Source organism: Herbidospora sakaeratensis (genome assembly GCF_001570525.1).
GTDB lineage: Bacteria > Actinomycetota > Actinomycetes > Streptosporangiales > Streptosporangiaceae > Herbidospora > Herbidospora sakaeratensis.
Genome location: NZ_BBXC01000008.1, coordinates 496,134 through 511,968, shown reverse-complemented (window position 1 = coordinate 511,968; position 15,835 = coordinate 496,134). Strand labels below are relative to the sequence as shown.

Below are 15,835 nucleotides of genomic sequence, written 5' to 3'. Positions count from 1 at the left end.
CTTGCTCATTGAGGCAGATTCCAGGGCGCGACCCACGGCCGGCCTTCGGCCGACCATGGGTCGCTCCTTCCGTGCCGTGACGGCCTCGCTGCTCGTCCTGTTATGCCTGGCCGTCCCGGCCAGGGCGGATGTCACCACCATCGCCTCCTACGACTTCTCCTCCGGCGCCCAGGGCTGGGGCCCGCGCGGCGACGGGGTCGTGCTCGACACCTCCACCGGCGCGTTGCGCGTCACCGGGCGCACCCAGAACTGGATGGGCGCCCAGATCACCCCGCCCTTCGAGAAGGGCGTGACCTACAACGTCACCGCGAAAGTGTCCGGGGCGGTCGCCCTGACCGTCGAGCGCACGCCCGCGGGCGGTTCGACGACCTGGGAGCGCGTCGGCGCGGCCACGTCGGCCCCCGGTCAGTTCACCGAGCTCGCCGGGTCGTACAGCTTCTCGGCCGACTCGGCCCTGAACCTCTACTTCGAGAGCGCCGACGCGACCGCCGAGTTCACGGTCGACGACATCGTCATCACGGCCGATGGCGACCCCACGCAGTCGGGCCTGTCCACCGACTTCGAGACGGGGACCGCGCAGGGCTGGAACCCGCGCGGCGGGGCGACGCTGACGGCGTCCGGCGCGGCCGCGCACGCGGGGGCGTACGGCCTCGCCGTGACCAACCGCCAGGCGTCGTGGGACGGCCCGTCGCTGAACGTCCTGGGCAAGCTGGCCAAGGGCTCGAAGTACACGCTGTCGGTCTGGGTGCGCAGCGCCGAGGCCCAGTCGCTCGGCCTGTCGATCGAGCGGCGGCAGAACGGCACGCCGTCGTACGAGCGCGTCGCCGCGCCGGTGGCCGTGACCGGCTGGACCCGGCTGACCGGGACCTACACCCTCGCGCACGACGTCGACTTCCTGAGCGTCTACGTCGAGTCGGGCGAGGGCACGCTCCCGTTCGAGATCGACGACTTCACGCTCGAGTACATCGAGCCGAAGCCCATCCAGACCGACATCCCCTCGCTCAAGGACACCGTGCCCTTCACCCTGGGCGCGGCCTTCTACCGGGGCGCGACGCTCGGCGAGCACGCCAAGCTGATCGGCAGGCACTTCGGGAGCGTCACCCCCGGCAACTCGCTGAAGTGGGACGCCACCGAGCCCGAAGAGGGGCGGTTCACCTTCGACGACGGTGACGCCCTGGTCGACTTCGCCACCGAGAACGGCCTGGAGTTCCGCGGCCACACCCTCGTCTGGCACAGCCAGACCCCCGCGTGGGTCTTCGAGGGCGCGACCAAGGAGGTCCTGCTCCAGCGCGTCGAGAACCACATCCGCGCCGTGATGGGCCGCTACAAGGGCCGCATCGGCACCTGGGACGTCGTCAACGAGGTCATCGACGAGAACCAGCCCGACGGCCTGCGCCGCTCGCCGTGGTTCGAGATCACCGGCCTCGACTACATCCGCACCGCGTTCCGGGTCGCCCGCGAGGTCGACCCCGCCGCGACGCTGGTGTTCAACGACTACAACACCGAGTTCCCGCGCAAGCGGGAGGCGATGTACAAGGTCGTCAAGCAGCTCCGCGACGAGGGCGTGCCCATCGACGCCGTCGGCCACCAGCTCCACGTCAACATCGAGCAGCCGCCGGCGTACTTCATCGAGGACTCCATCGAGCGGTTCGCGACGCTCGGCGTGGAGCAGCAGGTCACCGAGCTCGACGTGTCGGTCTACACCGACTTCGTGTCGAGCTACGCGACGGTGCCCGCAGAGGTGCTCGCGCAGCAGGGACGGCGCTACAAGGAGATCTTCGACGTCTTCCGCCGCCAGGCCGCCAAGCTGACCTCGGTGACCATCTGGGGCGTCGCCGACGACGAGACCTGGTTGTCGACCTTCCCGATCAACCGCGTCAACGCGCCGCTGCCCTTCGACGACGAACTCCAGGCCAAGCCCGCCTTCTGGGGCATCGCCGACCCGACGAAGCTGCCCGCGTCGCGGCTCGCCCTGGTCGTGCCGGCCGGGACCGTCACCGTCGACGGCAAACGCGACGAGCAGTGGGACCGGCAGCCGGACCAGCCCGTGGCCCGGTCCGGGTCGGTGTCGGCCTCCTTCCAACTGCGAAAGGCCCCTTCGGGCGTGTACGTCTTCGCGGACGTCACCGACGCGACCAACGACACGACCGACTCCCTGACGCTCAGGCTCGGGCCGGCGACGTACAAGATCCAGCGCGGCGGCACCCACGCCCAGGGCTTCAAGGCGCACACCAAGAAGACCGACGGGGGCTGGCAGGCCGAGGCCCTGCTGCCGTCGGGATCGGCCACCACCCTCGACCTGACCGTCGACGACGCCGCCACCGGCCCCGACGCGGTCTACAGCGGGACCCTGACGTTCGTCCCCGAGGTCAGGGAGTTCACCGCGCCGAAGGAGACCCCGGTCGTCGACGGCGTCGCCGAGGCGGTCTGGAACAAGGCCACCCCGGTCGACACCGGCACCTGGATCCAGGGCACGTCGGGCGCGACGGCCAAGGTGCGGGCGTTGTGGTCGCCGTCGGGCGTGCTGTACGTGCTGGCGAAGGTCACCGACCCCGTCCTCAGCGACGAGTCGCCGAACGTGTGGGAGGAGGACAGCGTCGAGATCTTCGTCGACCCGGAGAACAACAAGACCAAGGGTTATGACGACGACGACGGCCAGTACCGGATCTCCTTCACGGGCGCGGAGTCGATCGGCGGCACCTTCGACGCCTTCGCGATCCGCGGCAACCTGACCAGCGCCGTGTCGCGCACCTCCACCGGCTACATCGTCGAGGCGGCGATCAAGCTGCCCACCGTGACCCTGGCGCGCGACCGGGTCGTCGGCTTCGACGTGCAGATCAACGACGCCACCGGCGCCGCCCGTACCGCGGCGGTGACCTGGCACGACCCGACCGGACAGAGCTATCTGTCCACGGCGCGATGGGGAGTGCTACGGCTCGGTAAGTAGTGCATGGTCCAATAGGTTCTGGCGCCGGGCCCCGCCTTCCGCAGCGTGCGGGGCCCGGCGCCACTCAAGAAAGCCCGGAGGCTCCCGCCGGTGTCCGCCAATCCGATCCTTTCCGGCTTCCACCCCGACCCCTCGATCTGCCGCGTCGGCGCCGACTACTACCTGGTGACCTCGTCGTTCGAGTGGTTCCCCGGCGTCCCGATCTTCCACAGCCGCGACCTGACGCACTGGCGGCAGCTCGGCCACGTCTGCCACGACCTCGACCTCGACGGCCTCAAGCCGTCGGCGGGCATCTTCGCCCCGACCATCCGCCACCACGACGGCGTCTTCTACATGATCACGACGCTGATGGAGACGGCCGGCAACTTCCTGGTCACCGCCACCTCGCCCGAAGGGCCGTGGACCGAGCCGGTCTGGTTCCCCGAGACCCGAGGCTTCGACCCCTCCCTGTTCTTCGACGACGACGGCCGCTGCTGGATGCACGGCACCCGCGAACGCGAGAACAAGGAGTACGACGGCGACACCGAGATCTGGCTCCGCGAACTCGACCTGACCTCGCTCAAGCTCGTCGGCGACGAACACGTCATCTGGACGCCCCACCTGCGCGGCGGCATCTGGGCCGAGGGCCCCCACATCTACAAGTCGGGCGGCTGGTACTACCTGCTGACCTCCGAGGGCGGCACCGCCGAGGACCACGCCGTCATGGTGGCCCGCTCCCGGTCGATCACCGGACCCTACGCCGGCAACCCGCGCAACCCCGTGCTGACCCACCGCCACCTGGGCCTGCGCCACCCCATCACCTCAACGGGCCACCCCGACCTGGTCGAGACCCCCGACGGCGAGTGGTGGTCGGTCCTGCTGGCCACCCGCCCGTACGGCGGCACCGACACCACCCCGCCCGACATGGCCTCCGTGCGCCGGGAACACGGCTACAACCTGGGCCGGGAGACCTTCCTGACCCGGGTGCGGTGGGAGGACGAATGGCCCGTCTTCGACGAGGTGACCCTCGACTTCGCCGGCCCCTCGCTGCCCGTCCACCGGTGGCCGGCCACCCCGGCGTGCGACCACTTCGACCGGCTCGCCCCGGCCTGGCAGTTCCTCCGCACCCCGCGCGAGACCTTCTGGACGGTCGGCGACGGCCTGACCCTGAAGGTGCGCCCGCCCGGCCTGACCGGACACGGCAACCCCAGCCTGGTGGCCCGCCCGCAGGCCCACGTCGACTTCGCGGCCTGCGCCGAACTCGCCTTCACACCCGGCGAGGGGGAGCACGCCGGCCTGGCCCTCATCCAGAACGACGACTTCCACATCCGCCTGTCACTGCGCGCCGGCGCCCTCGAACTCGTCCACCGCGCCGAAGGCGTCGACACCCTGGCCGGGTGGACCGCCGCCCCCGGGGGCCGCGTGTGGCTGGGCTTCGAGGCCCACGGCCAGGACTACCAGGCCCGTTACGCCCTCGCCCCGGGGGAGTGGCAGTCCCTGGGCCCGGTGCTCGACGGGCGCATCCTGAGCTCGACGGTGGCGGGGGGCTTCATCGGCGCCATGATCGCTCTGTACGCGACGTCGGAGGGGCGGGAGAGCTCGAATTCGGCGCATTTTGCCTGGTATGACTATCGGGCACTCTGAGATTCGATCGACTGTTCTAGTGAATCGGCTGCGCGCACGGTGATCGGTCGGTAACTTCCTGACACGTGCCGACAACACAACACGATTCACTCAACCAGCTCTTCCGAGAACGGCCGCAGCTCGCCCTCGACCTGGTCAGGCGGGCCAAACTGCTGGAGGTGCCCGACGGTCTCCCCGTCCGGGCACACCAGCTCGAACTCAGCGACCGCGTCTCCAAGGAGCTCCGTCCCGACCTGCTGCTCACGCTCGGCCCCGAGCGGGAGCCCTACGCGGCGCTGATCGTCGAGATGCAGCTGCAGCCCTCGGAGGCCAAGGCCCGCCAGTTACCGCGCTACGCGGCCGCGGTGTGGCTGCACCTCGACTGCCCCGTCCACGTCGTGGTCGTCTGCCCCGACCGGCGCACCGCCCGCTGGGCCGCCACCCGGATGCCCACCGAACTCGAGACCTTCTATCTCGACCCCCTCGCCGTCGGGCCCGACGACATCCCGGTGATGGGTCGCGCCCAGGCGGCGGAGAACCCGCATCTCGCGGTGTTGTCTCTGATGGCCCACGGCGCCGACCGCGAGGTCGCGGCCGACATCATGCGCGGCTTCAAGGACCTGCCTCCCGGTGACGCTGCGTCGTACTATGAATACACCCACCAACTCGCCGCCATGGCGGTGAAGGCGAACATGGAGGAGTTCATGCTCACCAACTGGCCGGTCAACAGCCCGACCGGCAAGAAGTACGTCGGAGTGGGCCGGGTCGAGCAGGGCGTCGCCGACGTGCTGGCCGTGCTCGAAGCGCGGAAGATCGTGCTGACCGACGAGCAGCGCGCCCGCATCACCGGGTGCGCCGAGCCCGAGCGCCTCAGCGACCTGGTCGTCCGGGCGGCTCTGGTCGACGACGCGGCTGAGTTGTTCGTCTAGCGATCCTCAGCGCAGGTGGCGGTTGAGCCAGTGGAGCATCCTCTCTGAGCGGTCGATGCGTCGATCCAGGCGGGCGTCGTGGGTCATCGAGTGGCCCGAGTCCGGATAGAGGACGTACTCCACATCCCTCCTCAACCGTCGCAGTGCCACGAACATCTGCTCGGCGTCCGACGGCGGGCAGCGGTAGTCCTGTTCTCCCTGCAGGAGCAGCAGCGGTGTGCTGATTCCCGCCACGTTGCGCAGGGGGCTGATCTTCCATAGGCGGTCGACGCCCTCTTCCGTCCAGGTGTCGCCCAGGCCCGAATCCACGTCGTAGACGGCTCCCAGATCGCAGGCGGCGAAGCCCGACACCTGGTTCGTCACCCCGTTCTGGCTGATGGCCGCGGCGAAGCGGTCGCTGACGCCGATGAGCCAGTTGACCAGGAAGCCTCCGTAGGAGTTGCCGTAGCAGGCCACCTTCCCGGCCAGGCCCGACTCCGTCAGGTGGTCGACGACGGTGTGGCAGTCGGCGGCGTCGGGGCCGCCCCAGTCCGCGCCGAGCGCGTCGCCCCACGCGCGGCCCCGGTGGAAGGAGCCCCGGATGTTGGGGCGCACGACCAGGTAGCCCGCCGACGCCAGCAGCAGCGCGTCGGAGTCGGGGGCGACGGGCCAGGCCCACGCCGGGCCGCCGTGCAGGGCCAGCACCGTGGGGAGGCCGCGGGCGGTGTCGAGGTCGGTGCCGGGCGGGGCGGTGAGGAAGACCTGGATGCCGGCGACCTCGATCTCCCGCTCGACGGGCGCGGGGTGTTTCGCCAGCCAGGCCGAGCCCGATGACATGAGGCGTTCGAGCGGGTCGAGGCGGTAGAGGTCCGGTCGGGCCGCGCCGCCGAACGACACGATGGCGCAGACGACGCCGCCGCCTTCGGCCAGGGCGTGCACCACCGGGTCGAGCTCCCTCGGGGTCAGGTCCCGGCCGGTTCTCAGGTCGTGGGCGTATTCGCGGCCGTCGTCGCAGACGACCGTCAGGCGTTCGTCGGTGGTGGGGGCCTGGCCGGCGAACCGGTCCAGGTGGGCGGTCAGCGGCTCGGTCTCGTGCCAGACGGTCTCCGGGTCCCAGTCGGTCGGGCGGCGGACCGGGGGCGCGACCGCGACGACGTCGCCCTGCTCGGTGTAGGTGAAGCGCACGACCGGGCCGTCCAGGGCGGTGCGCCGCGTCAGCTCGCCGGTCAGGGTCACCTCGTGGACCTGGGGGTGGGGGTCGCGGTCGTCGCCGTCCGGGTCGGCGATGAAGCCGATCTTCTCGCCGTGCACGCGCAGGCACGACGCCCACCAGTTCCCGGCGGTCAGCCGGGTCACCTCGTCGCCGACCACGTGGACGTGCGTCGGATGGAGGCGCAGGCCGTGGCCCTCCTCGCGCCAGTCGAGGCGGCGGATCACCCGGGCGACGTCGTCGGCCGGTGAACCGTCGTCGGGGGCCAGGACGGCGAAGCGGGTCTCGTCGAGCCAGGCGAACTCGACGACGCCCCGTTTGAACGCCGTCACCGTGCGGGCGGGGCCGCCGTCGAGGGGGCGTACCCGGACCTGGTTCTTGTACAGGTAGGCGATGGACGCACCGGAAGGAGAGAACGACGGCGCGGACGCCTCGGCGGTGAGCACCCTGGGCCGGCCGCCGGCCGTCGGGACCAGCAGGAGGCGGTGGCGTTCGCGGCCGGCGACGACGCGGCGTTCGACGACGGCGACGTGGGAGCCGTCGGGCGAGACGGTCAGTTCGGTGAGCAGACGGTCGGTCGCCAGGTCCTTCGGTCGCATCGGTTCTCCCGTTATTGCCAAGGTAAACCCTGCTGTGTTTGAGTAGCGACTCAGTAAAACAGGAGGGGAGGACCGGTGGCCAGAGCGGTGCGGTGCGCCCGGCTCGTCGACGTCGTCGGCGAGCGGCTGCTGACCGATCAGCTCGTCGTCGTCGAGGGTGACCGGATCGTCTCGACGGGTCCCGCCGCCGGGTTCGCCGGAGAGGTCCTTGACCTCGGCGACGTCACCGTGGCCCCCGGGCTGATCGACCTGCACACCCATCTCGTCGGGGTGGCGGCGTGCGGCGACTACGCCCAGGAGCTCAAGCACAGCGCCGCCCGGCAGGCGTTCGCCTCCATCCCCAACGCCCGCGACACGCTGCTCGCCGGGTTCACCACCGTCCGCGACGTCGGCACCTTCCGGGCGTTCGTCGACGTCGCGCTGCGCGACGCCATCGACGCCGGGCACGTGCTCGGCCCGCGCATGGCGGTCGCCGGGGCCTACGTGACCGTTCGCGGCGGCGGCGGGATGCTGACCGGGTTCGCCCACGACGTCGAGGTGCCGAAGGAGTTCCGGTTCGGCGAGACGCGGTCGGTGGACGACATCCGGGAGCGGGTCCGCGAGATCGTCTTCCACGGAGCCGACCTGATCAAGCTGATCGCCACCGGCGCGGTGCTCGCCAACGGGACCGTCCCCGGCGCGCCCGAGCTGACCGAGGCGCAGATGCGCGCCGCCGTCGAGGAGGCGTCCTGGTACGGCCGGTACGTCGCCGCGCACGCCCACGGCGCCGAGGGCATCAAGCGGGCCGTGCGCGCCGGGGTGCGGTCGATCGAGCACGCCTGCTTCCTCGACGAGGAGGCCGCCGACCTGATGGCCGCCCACGGGACCTACCTGTCGGCCGACATCTGGTGGGCCGACTGGATCCGCGAGACGGGCCCGTCGCAGGGCTACGACGCCGAACAACTCCGCAAGAACGACGAGACCGCCGAGGCCCAGCGCGAGGGGTTCCGCACGGCGGTCCGGGCCGGGGTGAAGATCGGCTTCGGCACCGACGCGGGCGGTTTCCCCCACGGGCTCCAGGGGCGGCAACTGGCCACGATGGTCGGCCACGGGCTGACCCCGATCCAGGCGCTGAAGGCGGCGACGCTGACCAGCGCGGAGTGCATGGGGTGGGACGACCGGGTGGGGTCCATCGCTCCTGGTCTGTACGCCGATCTGGTCGCCGTGCCCGGAGAGCTCGACATCACGAAGTTCGCCGACGTGGCGTTCGTGATGAAGGGCGGCGAGGTGGTCAAGAACACCCTGCGGGCGTCTCCATGACCATCCGCGAACAGCCCGAAGCGTCGGCGATCGGTGGCGGCTTGGCGGCTGCGCCGTCCGGGGGGTCGGGCAGGCGTCACTATCACCTGGGCGTCCTCGCGCTGGTGTCGGTCACCGCCATCTGGGGATCGACGTTCCCGCTGACCAAGGACCTCGTCGCGCGGCTTCCCATCGCCGACCTCTACGCCGCGCGGTTCGGCATCGCCGTGGTGGTCCTGGTCGCCATCCGGCCGAAAGCGCTGCGCCATCTGCCCGCCCGGTTGTGGGCGGTCGGCGCGCTGCTCGGGCTCGTCTACGGGGTCGCGCTGACGCTGCAGACCATCGGGCTGGCCGAGCTCCCGTCGTCGGTGTCCGGGTTCGTCACCGGGTCCTATCTCGTGATGACGCCGCTGATCGCGCTGGTCTGGCTGAAGACGCGGGTCGGGCGGTCGACCTGGGCGGCCGTCGGGCTGGCCACCGTCGGCACCGCCTCGTTCAGCCTGCTCAGCGGGCCGGCCGGCGCGCCCGCGGGCGCGGTGGCGCTGACCGCCGTGTCGGCGGCGCTGTACGCCGTCCATCTGGTCGCGCTCGGGAAGTGGTCGCGGCCGCAGGACGCGTACGCGCTCTCCGTGGTGCAGATCCTCACGCTGGCCGTCGTCATGACCGTCGCCGCCGCGCCCGGCGGGATCACCCTGCCGCAGAACGCCGTCGACTGGACCGGGGTCGTCTACCTCGCCACGATCGCCGGGGCCGGCACGTTCCTCGCGCAGACGTGGGCGCAGGCGCACGTGCCGCCGACCGCCGCCGCCGTCGTCATCGCGGTCGAGCCCGTGTGGGCGACCGCGTTCGCCGCCGTCCTGTACGGCGAGCCGCTCACCTGGACCGTCCTCGTCGGGGGCGGCTGCATGCTGGCCGCCATGGGGATCGTGGCCCGGCCCGTACCCGAGGAGAGACCATGCCCAGAGTCCCCCGTCTCGGCCGCGAGCTGAGCGCGGAGCAGGCCGACGTCGTCGCGCTGGCCCGCAGGTTCGCCGCCGAGGAGATCCGGCCCCGGGCGCGGGAGGTCGACGAAGGCGATCACGTCTTCCCCGGGGACGTCTGGGCGAAGGCGGCGGCGGCCGGGCTGACCTCGTTCATGATCCCCGAGGAGTTCGGCGGGGGCGGGGTCACCGACCTGGTCACCCAGTGCCTGGTGCAGGAGGAGCTCTGCCACGGCGACATCTCGATCGGCAACCTGATCACGTCCGGGGGGTTCTTCGCCGGGCCGGTGCTGGAGCTCGGCACGCCGGCCCAGCAGGAACGGCTGCTCGCGCCGCTGACCGGTGACGACCCGCCCCTGACCGCGCTGGCCACCACCGAGCCCGGCGTCGGCTCCGACGCGGCCGCCATCACCACCCGGGCCGGGCGCGACGGCGACCACTACGTGCTGACCGGCCAGAAGACGTGGATCTCCAACGCGCCCTTCGCCGAGTGGTTCGTCGTCTTCGCGACCGTCGCGCCCGGCACCCGCTCCAAGGGGGTGACGGCCTTCGTCGTGCACCGCGACACGCCCGGTCTCACCGTCGGGTCGCCGATGCCGAAGATGGGGCAGCGCGGCATCGCGTGCGCGGAGCTCTTCCTCGACGGGGTGCGCGTGCCGGTGGCCGACCGCCTCGGCGAGGAGGGGCAGGGGTTCCGGGGGCTGATGCGGACCTTCGACGCCTCCCGGGTGCTCATCGCCGCCGCCTGCACGGGGTTGTCGCGCGCCGCCCTGGACGCGGCGCTGGCGTACGCGAAGGAGAGGGAGCAGTTCGGCACGCCCATCATCGGCCACCAGGCGGTGGCGTTCCGGCTCGCCGACATGGCCGCCAGGACCGACGTGTCGGCGCTGCTGACCCGCCGGGCCGCCGACCTCCACGACCTCGGCCACCCGATCACCGAGGAGGCCGCGATCGCCAAGCTGACGGCCTCGGAGAACGCGGTGTGGTGCGCGTGGGCGGCGATGCAGACGTTCGGCGGCTGGGGGTACTCGCGGGAGTTCCTCGTGGAGAAGTGGCTGCGCGACGCCAAACTGGAGGAGCTCGAAGAGGGCACCTCCGACATCCAGCGGCTGATCATCTCCCGCTCGCTGGCCCGCTCATGACGGGCGCGACGGCGGTCGCGGCCACCCTGGCCGCCCACGGGGTCGACACGGTCTTCGGCATCCCAGGCACCCACAACCTCGCCCTGTACGACGCCCTCGCCCGCCAGGGCACCCGGCTGGTCACCCCCCGGCACGAACAGGGAGCGGGCTACGCCGCCGACGGCTACGCCCGGATCTCGGGCCGTCCCGGGGTCGTGCTGACCACGACCGGCCCCGGCATCCTCAACGCCATCGCGGCGGCCGGGCAGGCCTACTCCGACTCGATCCCGCTGCTGCTGATCTCACCCGGCGTGCCGACGACGCATCCGCGCCGGAGCACCGGCTACCTGCACGAGACGAAGAACCAGTCGGCGGCGATGGACGCCGTCTGCGCCTGGAGCCACCGCGTGACCACCGTGGCCGAGATCTCGTCGGCGCTGGCGGCGGCGTTCACCTTCTTCGCGGCGGGCCGCCCGAGGCCCGTGCACATCGAGATCCCGGCCGACCTCCTCGACGCCGAGGGCGAGGTGACCCTCCCGGGGCGGGGCGGCCTCCCGGAGGCGGCGGCGGCCCTGGCCGGGGCCCGACGGGTGGGCATCGTGCTGGGCGGCGGCGCCCGGAACGCGGGCGAGGCGGCCCTCCGGCTCGCCGAGGCCGTGGACGCCCTGATCGTCACCACCATCAACGGGACGGGCATCCTCCCGACGCATGCCCGCAACCTCGGCCCGGGGCTCTTCCTGAAGGCCACCCAGGCGTGGCTGAACTCCTGCGACGTCCTGGTGGCGGTGGGCACCGAACTGGCCCCCTCGGATCTGTGGACGGACTTCGTCTACGAGGGCACCCTCATCCGCGTCGACGTCGACCCGGCCCAGACGACGGACGCGACGATCCCCATCACCGCCCGCGCGGAAACCGCCCTCCCAGCCCTGGCCACACTCGTGGCGAACACGGTGCGGCCGGATCACGCACCCCGCACCGACCTCGCTGAGGTCGTCCGCCGGATCGGCGAAGAACGCGCCGCCCTCTCCGCCCCCTGGCGCGCCGAACTCGAAGCCATCGCCAGGGCCCTCCCCGACCACGCCGTCATCGCCGCCGACAACTCGATGTTCTGCTACTACGGCGCCCTGGCCGCCCTCCCGCACCGCTTCCTGTTCCCCACCGGCTTCGGCACCCTCGGCTACGCGCTCCCCGCCGCCGTCGGCGCCAAGGTCGCGAACCCGGACCTGCCCGTCTGCGTGCTCGCCGGGGACGGCGCGCTTCAGTTCAGCGTCCAGGAGCTGGCCACCGCCGTGGAGCTCGGGCTCAACCTGCCGATCGTCGTCGCCGTCAACGGCGGTTACGGCGAGATCCGGGCCGAGATGGCGGCCCGGCCCATGGCCCCGGTGGCCGTCGACCTGCACGGCCCCGACTTCGTCCAGCTCGCCCGGGCCTTCGGTGCCCGGGGCGTCGCGTGTCCGCACGACCTGGCGGGTGAGATCGGCGCGGCGTTCGCCGCCGACCGCCCCACGGTGATCGTCATCCAGGAGCAGTCATGAGCCCGTTCCTCCAGGTCGTCTGGACCGACGACGTCACCGGCCGGCCCGGCTACCTCGTCATCGACCGGCTGGGCCGGGGGGTCGCCAGCGGCGGGTTGCGGATGCGCGCCGGGGTGACCCTCGACGAGGTCGCCGACCTGGCGCGGGGCATGTCGCGGAAGGAGGCCATCGCCTACGAGCCGGGGCTGGCCTACCAGCCGCTCGGCGGGGCGAAGGGCGGCATCGACTGCGACCCGCTCGACCCGGAGGCCACCGGGATGCTGCACCGCTACGTCGCCGCGATGAAGCCCCTGCTGGCGACCTACTGGGCGACCGGTGAGGACCTCGGGCTGCGACAGGAGGCGATCGAGGCGGCCTGTCACGCGGCCGGGCTGCGCACCTCGATCGACGCCGTCCTGCCGCTGCTCGACGATCCCGACACGGCCCTGAAGCGCCTGGACGCCGCCTTCGCCGTCACCGTCGACGGCATCGGCCTGGGCGACCTGGCGGGTGGTTGCGGCGTGGCCGGGTCGGCCCTGACGGCGCTCGACCGCCTGGGCATCCGGAATCCGACGGCGGTCGTCCAGGGCTTCGGCTCCATGGGCGGCGCGACGGCGCGGTTCCTGGCGCGGGCGGGGGTGCGGATCGTCGGCGTCGCCGACGCCGACGGCCTGCTGGCCGATCCCGGCGGCCTCGACGTGGAGGCGCTGCTGCGCGCCCGCGACCCGTTCGGCCGCGTCCCCGGCGCGAAACGGCCCCGGGACGAGTGGCTCGACGTCGACTGCGACCTGCTGATCCCGGCCGCCGTCTCCTACTGCGTCGGGGCCGAAGAGGCCCCCCGGGTGCGGGCCCGGCTGGTGGTGGAGGCGGCCAACGTGCCGGTCACCCCCGAGGCCGAGCGGCTGCTCGCCGACAGGGGAGTGGTGGTCGTCCCGGACGTGGTGGCCAACTCGGCGACCAACTCCTGGTGGTGGTGGACGTTGTTCGGCGACGTCCCGGCCGACGCCGACGCCGCCTTCGCGAAGATCCGCTCCTGGATGCGCCGGGTGACGACCGAGATCATGTCCGACCCGGCCCGCACCCCGCGCGAGGTCGCCCACGACCTGAGCGCCCGCAACATGGCGGCCGGGCGATGACCGAGGCCCTGTTCGACCCCCGCTCGGTCGCCGTCGTCGGCGCGTCCGGCGACCCGGCCAAATGGGGCTACTGGCTGGCCAGGGGCGCCCTGAGCGGGGCGTCGCGCCGGCCGGTGCACCTGGTGAACGCCCGGGGCGCCGACGTCCTCGGCCACGCCACCCACCGCTCGTTGCGCGAGCTCCCCCAGACCCCCGACCTGGTCGCCATCGCGACCCCGCCGCACACCTACGAGCAGGTCGTCGGCGACGCCCTCGACGCCGGCGCCCGCCACCTCGTCGCCATCACCGCCGGGGTCGCCTACCCCGGCGGCCTGCCCGCGCTGGCCGGGCGGGTGCGCTCGGCGGGCGCCCGTCTGGTGGGCCCGACCAGCATGGGGGTGTACGACTCCGCCGCCGCCCTGGCCCTCACCTGGGGCACGCTGACCCCCGGCCCGATCGGCGTCGTCTCGCAGAGCGGCTCGGTCGGCCTCGAACTCGGCTACCTGGCCGCGAAGGAGGGCCTGGGCCTGTCGCGGTTCGTCTCCGTCGGCGCGGCGGCCGACCTGGGCGTCCGGGAGCTGGCCGAAGCGGTCGTCGCCGCCCCGCACACCCGCGTCGTCGTCCTCTACCTCGAAGACCTGTCGATCGGCCGCGACCTGATCGCCCTGGCGGGCGGCAAGCCGGTGATCCTGCTGACCGTCGGCGGCTCGGCGGCGGGCCGCCGCGCGGTCACCTCCCACACCGGCGCGCTCGCCACCCCCGACGCGGTCGTCGACGCGTTGTGCCGGGCGGCGGGCGTGCTGCGGGCCCGCACCCCGCAGGAGGCGATCCACATCGCCCAGGCGTGCCTGGCCGTCCCAGGGCCTGTGCGGCGGGTGGCGGTGGTGGCCGACAGCGGCGGCCAGGGGGCCGTCGCCGCCGAACTGGCCGAACGGCTCGGCCTGGAGGTCCCGGCGTTCACCCCGGCCACGGTCGAGGCGCTGCGGGCCCTCCTGCCGCCCGGCGCGGGCCTGTTGAACCCCGTCGACCTCGCGGGAGCGGGGGAGGCCGACCTGGCGACGTACCCGAGGATCGCGGAGATCGTCGCGCCCGAGGTCGACGCGGTCGTCCTGACCGGCTACTTCGCCAGCTACGCCGCCGACAGCCCGGCGCTGGAGGGCGCGGAGCTGACCGCCGCCGCCCACCTGGCCGAGACGCTCACCACGCGGCCCTGCCTGATCCACACGATGCGCCCCGAAGGCCCGACGGTGGACTTCCTGCGGGCGGCGGGCGTGCCCGTCCACGGCACGATCGACGCCGTCATGACCGGGCTGAGCGCGCTGAGGTCCCGCCGGGACGCGCCGACGCCGGGTCCGAGGGAGGCGACGCCTTCGTCGGGCGACCTCTCCGGATTCGTCGACCTTCGCCGCGCGCTCATGGCCGCCGGCCTCGCCTTCCCCGCCGGGCTCCTCTACGACGACGGCGGCGACCCCGGTCTGACGTACCCGCTGGTGCTGAAGGCGCTGGGCCCGGCGCACAAAACCGAGGTGGGCGGGGTCGTGCTCGGCATCGGCGATCCGGCGGAGCTCCACCGGGAGGCGGCGCGTATGCGGGCCCGGCTCGGCGGCCTGCCGCTCTGGGTGGAGGAGCAGGTGACGTCGCCGGGCGTGGAGCTGATCGTCGGCGCGCACCGCGACCCCCACGTGGGGCCGGTCGTCACGTTCGGCGCCGGGGGAGTGCTCGCCGAGCTGCTCGCCGACACCGTGACGGCCCTCGCACCGCTCACCCGGGAGGAGGCCAAGAACGTGATCGCGGAAACGCGCGTTTCCCGTCTGCTGGCCGGCTGGCGCGGCGCCCCGCCCGCCGACCTCGGCGCCGTCGCGCACGCGATGGTCGTACTGGGGACAATTCTCGACGCCCATCCGGAGCTCACCGAAATAGAAGTCAACCCGCTGAAAGACGGCGTCGCGCTCGACGCCTACGCCAGCTGATCGGGCGCCAGCCCGAGTTCGACCGCGGCGGCGGTGCGCACCAGCTCGAACAACCGCGCCCGGGTCAACATCCTTTTGTGTACGGTCACCTGAACGGTCAGCCCGTCGATCAGCGACATCAACCGCCACGCCGCCCCTTCGGGGTCGGGGCACCGGAAGACGCCCTCTTCGGCCCCGGCCGCCAGGATTCCCCGCAGGGCGTCCTTCCATCGCAGGTCAAGCGCCCGCGAGACGTCTTCGAGAGACGGGTTGCGCATCGATTCCGACCACGCGTCGATCCAGAGCGCCCACGATTTCGACTTGCCGCTCGGCGAATACAACTTGAGCATCGCCCGGAGTTTGTCGACCGGCCCCCCGGCCGATTCGAGCAGCGCCTCGAGATTGTCGAGATCGCGTTCGGCCGCGTATCCGAAAGCCGCGGCGAACAGTTTCTCCTTCGTCTCGAAATGGTAGAAGAGCAGCGCCTGGCTCACCCCCGCCGCCTGGGCGATGTCGACGGTCCGGGTGTGCCCGAATCCCTGGGCCGCGATGACCTCGCAGGCGACCTTGAGCAGATCCTCCCTGCGCATTCGGCTGATTCCCCGTGCCACA

The 15,835-nt window shown here is 72.3% G+C and carries 11 protein-coding genes; 9 read left to right on the top strand and 2 right to left on the bottom strand.

The features are described 5' to 3' along the window. The first annotated feature begins 76 nt into the window (after positions 1-76). The 3 genes from AW271_RS08135 to AW271_RS08125 all read left to right on the top strand — a co-directional run bounded on the left by AW271_RS08135 (position 77) and on the right by AW271_RS08125 (position 5,478). Entirely contained in the window at positions 77-2,947 is a 2,871-nt protein-coding gene (locus AW271_RS08135) for an endo-1,4-beta-xylanase (protein WP_062334306.1), read from the top strand. 90 nt (positions 2,948-3,037) lie between these two features. After that, a complete protein-coding gene (locus AW271_RS08130; protein ID WP_062334303.1) occupies positions 3,038-4,570 on the top strand; it encodes a glycoside hydrolase family 43 protein in 1,533 nt (510 codons plus the stop codon). A 65-nt stretch (positions 4,571-4,635) separates the two neighbouring features. Then, positions 4,636-5,478 carry a hypothetical protein gene (locus AW271_RS08125; protein WP_062334299.1) on the top strand — a complete coding sequence of 281 codons (843 nt, stop codon included), beginning with the start codon at positions 4,636-4,638 and terminating at the stop codon, positions 5,476-5,478. Between the two features lie 6 nt (positions 5,479-5,484). Here AW271_RS08125 and AW271_RS08120 read toward each other — a convergent pair whose 3' ends face one another. Then, positions 5,485-7,266 (bottom strand): S9 family peptidase, encoded by a 1,782-nt coding sequence (locus AW271_RS08120; protein WP_062334296.1) that lies wholly within the window; start codon positions 7,264-7,266, stop codon positions 5,485-5,487. 75 nt (positions 7,267-7,341) lie between these two features. On the opposite strand from AW271_RS08120, the gene AW271_RS08115 reads away from it, so the two are divergent. From AW271_RS08115 to AW271_RS08090, 6 genes are read left to right on the top strand one after another with little or no spacing between them, the layout of a single operon-like run. Next, on the top strand, positions 7,342-8,565 hold the full coding sequence (locus AW271_RS08115; protein ID WP_083976293.1) for a metal-dependent hydrolase family protein: 1,224 nt from the start codon (positions 7,342-7,344) through the stop codon (positions 8,563-8,565). Continuing rightward, positions 8,562-9,533: a DMT family transporter gene (locus AW271_RS08110; protein ID WP_083976290.1), complete on the top strand. Its 972-nt coding sequence runs from the start codon at positions 8,562-8,564 to the stop codon at positions 9,531-9,533. Before AW271_RS08115 ends, AW271_RS08110 begins: the two co-directional genes overlap by 4 nt. Beyond that, a complete protein-coding gene (locus tag AW271_RS08105; protein ID WP_062334293.1) occupies positions 9,500-10,666 on the top strand; it encodes an acyl-CoA dehydrogenase family protein in 1,167 nt (388 codons plus the stop codon). The genes AW271_RS08110 and AW271_RS08105 overlap by 34 nt, the downstream gene beginning before the upstream one ends. Continuing rightward, entirely contained in the window at positions 10,663-12,180 is a 1,518-nt protein-coding gene (locus AW271_RS08100) for a thiamine pyrophosphate-binding protein (RefSeq protein WP_062334289.1), read from the top strand. Before AW271_RS08105 ends, AW271_RS08100 begins: the two co-directional genes overlap by 4 nt. After that, positions 12,177-13,295, top strand: coding sequence for a Glu/Leu/Phe/Val dehydrogenase dimerization domain-containing protein (locus tag AW271_RS08095; protein WP_062334285.1), 1,119 nt, complete (start codon positions 12,177-12,179; stop codon positions 13,293-13,295). The genes AW271_RS08100 and AW271_RS08095 overlap by 4 nt, the downstream gene beginning before the upstream one ends. Next, the gene (locus AW271_RS08090; protein ID WP_062334281.1) at positions 13,292-15,244 is read left to right on the top strand and encodes an acetate--CoA ligase family protein; all 1,953 of its coding nucleotides are present in this window, start codon (positions 13,292-13,294) and stop codon (positions 15,242-15,244) included. The genes AW271_RS08095 and AW271_RS08090 overlap by 4 nt, the downstream gene beginning before the upstream one ends. Here AW271_RS08090 and AW271_RS08085 read toward each other — a convergent pair. Next, positions 15,232-15,813, bottom strand: a complete 582-nt coding sequence (locus AW271_RS08085; protein ID WP_245652984.1) for a TetR/AcrR family transcriptional regulator — start codon at positions 15,811-15,813, stop codon at positions 15,232-15,234. The genes AW271_RS08090 and AW271_RS08085 overlap by 13 nt on opposite strands. Between the last annotated feature and the right edge of the window lie 22 nt (positions 15,814-15,835).

Bases quoted from the DNA above. Each gene is read 5' to 3' on its own strand.
- AW271_RS08120 (WP_062334296.1), bottom strand. From the start codon at position 7,266: ATGCGACCGAAGGACCTGGCGACCGACCGTCTGCTCACCGAACTGACC.
- AW271_RS08110 (WP_083976290.1), top strand. From the start codon at position 8,562: ATGACCATCCGCGAACAGCCCGAAGCGTCGGCGATCGGTGGCGGCTTG.
- AW271_RS08105 (WP_062334293.1), top strand. From the start codon at position 9,500: ATGCCCAGAGTCCCCCGTCTCGGCCGCGAGCTGAGCGCGGAGCAGGCC.
- AW271_RS08100 (WP_062334289.1), top strand. From the start codon at position 10,663: ATGACGGGCGCGACGGCGGTCGCGGCCACCCTGGCCGCCCACGGGGTC.
- AW271_RS08095 (WP_062334285.1), top strand. From the start codon at position 12,177: ATGAGCCCGTTCCTCCAGGTCGTCTGGACCGACGACGTCACCGGCCGG.
- AW271_RS08090 (WP_062334281.1), top strand. From the start codon at position 13,292: ATGACCGAGGCCCTGTTCGACCCCCGCTCGGTCGCCGTCGTCGGCGCG.
- AW271_RS08085 (WP_245652984.1), bottom strand. From the start codon at position 15,813: ATGCGCAGGGAGGATCTGCTCAAGGTCGCCTGCGAGGTCATCGCGGCC.